Origin of the sequence: Sphingobium lactosutens, assembly GCF_013393185.1 — a bacterium.
Classification (GTDB): Bacteria; Pseudomonadota; Alphaproteobacteria; order Sphingomonadales; family Sphingomonadaceae; genus Sphingobium; species Sphingobium lactosutens_A.
The window spans coordinates 1-1778 of sequence record NZ_QJQX01000011.1; the positions used below are offsets into that span (position 1 = coordinate 1).

3 protein-coding genes are annotated in these 1778 nt (G+C 29.0%); all 3 read right to left on the reverse strand.

Features of this window, described 5'->3' with window-relative positions; all coding sequences use genetic code 11:
- Positions 1-261: hypothetical protein (locus DM806_RS00065; RefSeq protein WP_218647258.1), on the reverse strand; the 261-nt coding region annotated here is incomplete at its 3' end.
- Between the two features lie 81 nt (positions 262-342).
- Positions 343-540 carry a hypothetical protein gene (locus DM806_RS00070; protein WP_000274139.1) on the reverse strand — a complete coding sequence of 66 codons (198 nt, stop codon included), beginning with the start codon at positions 538-540 and terminating at the stop codon, positions 343-345.
- A 138-nt stretch (positions 541-678) separates the two neighbouring features.
- Positions 679-1778: ATP-dependent DNA helicase (locus tag DM806_RS00075; protein ID WP_179041248.1), on the reverse strand; the 1100-nt coding region annotated here is incomplete at its 5' end.

Below are 1778 nucleotides of genomic sequence, written 5' to 3' on the forward strand. Positions count from 1 at the left end.
TCTCATAACCTGACGTTCTAATAAAGGTAAATCTAATTCTAAATGCTCTCTAATATCTATAGGCATAATCAAATCATTAGGAATAGAATCCATACCTAAGTTCTCAAATAAAGACCAACCAGATGAAATTTTAATCAAAATTTCATCTAACTCACAATCAATCTTATACATTCCCTTCAAAACTGCCTTAACAATACTAGAAGGTAAACCTGTATGTTTTTTAAAGTGATCCTTACTAAACTTTAAAATTTTATTAGTCACTAAATTCTTAACAATATATTGATAACGTAAAGGACGACCACACTCACACGGATGATCTTTCGAAACTTTTCCTGCATCAATCTACTCAATAAACATCCATTGAGTAGATATATGTTCAGCATCCTCTTCAGATTCGCCACCTTTTAATCTAGCTAACACACTAGAGAATGCTGTCTGATTACCTCTCTTCAAAAAAATACGTAAATACTCTTGTTGTTCATCAGACAAACTACCCATTATTCTATCCCTATCTTCTGGATCTAAATAAGCACCATACATAAACAACAAATCCTTCCGAAAAATTAAATTAAATAGACCATGCTACAAATTACATATATAATACAATTAGATTCTTTAACAATCATTTCAGTCTTATGATTCTTCAACCCATTGAAGAATCTACATTTTTGTACATCTTCAGCCCATTGAAGATGTTTTTTTTATATCTAAAATCCCATTTACTAAATCAAAAACATTATTTAATGTTATATTCGAAACCGGTTCTGGAACACAATTTATCATAGTCGATAAAACCTTTTCATCCGGCACATAAACTTTTATATTTTTCTTCGCTCTTGTAATTCCTGTATATAATAAATTATTAGTATTTAATTTCGGCTGACTTTCTAAAAATACCGCCACATTCTCATATTCACTACCTTGAGATTTATGAACTGTAAATGCATAAGCTGGTACAATATTAACTGTATCTAAATATCTATAAAACACTTGCCTATCTTCAAAATCCAATTGAATTAAAATACCTTTATCATCATAATCAACAATTTTACCAGTATCACCATTATAAACCCTTCTAGATGAATCATTAGCAATGATCATGACTCTATCACCGATTTCATAACAATAATCATTAAAACACTTCGTAATTTTATCCTTATTAGCTTGAACTATTAAATTAATTTTCTTAGTCATTTTTTTTGTATTTGTTAAAATTTGATACCCCTGTTCCACAAGTGGTAAAACTAGTTTTTCTAATTGTTTTTCATCATATAATCTAAAATCAATTAATTCACGATTTAAAACTTTATATGCAAGCTCTAACACAGTATCTCCACTTCTAAAAACTTTTGTAAGTCTTATAGTATTTATAAAATCTAAACCTTCTAATTCAGGAATTACAGAAGAATCATTAACAGGTGGAAGTTGAGCATCATCACCAGCAAAAATAATCTTTGTATAACTAGGAACAGCTAATAATACTTTCATCAAAATATCTCTTGGTATCATACCTACTTCATCAATAATCAAATACTCACATTCTAAGTTATTATACTCATTCTTTAAAAAATTCGAATTCCAATTAGATGAACATGCTTTATGAACTGTCATAGGCTTGTATTCGGTTAATTCATGTTGACTCAACAATTCTTTAATTCGTACAGACGCTTTACCTGTATACGTTAAAATAAAAGTTGTACGTGGATTAGGCTTTAATTTTTTCAACAAATTAACTAAAGTATAAGTTTTACCTGTACCAGCTCGTCCTAACAATAATG

Bases quoted from the DNA above. Each gene is read 5' to 3' on its own strand.
- DM806_RS00070 (WP_000274139.1), bottom strand. From the start codon at position 540: ATGTATGGTGCTTATTTAGATCCAGAAGATAGGGATAGAATAATGGGT.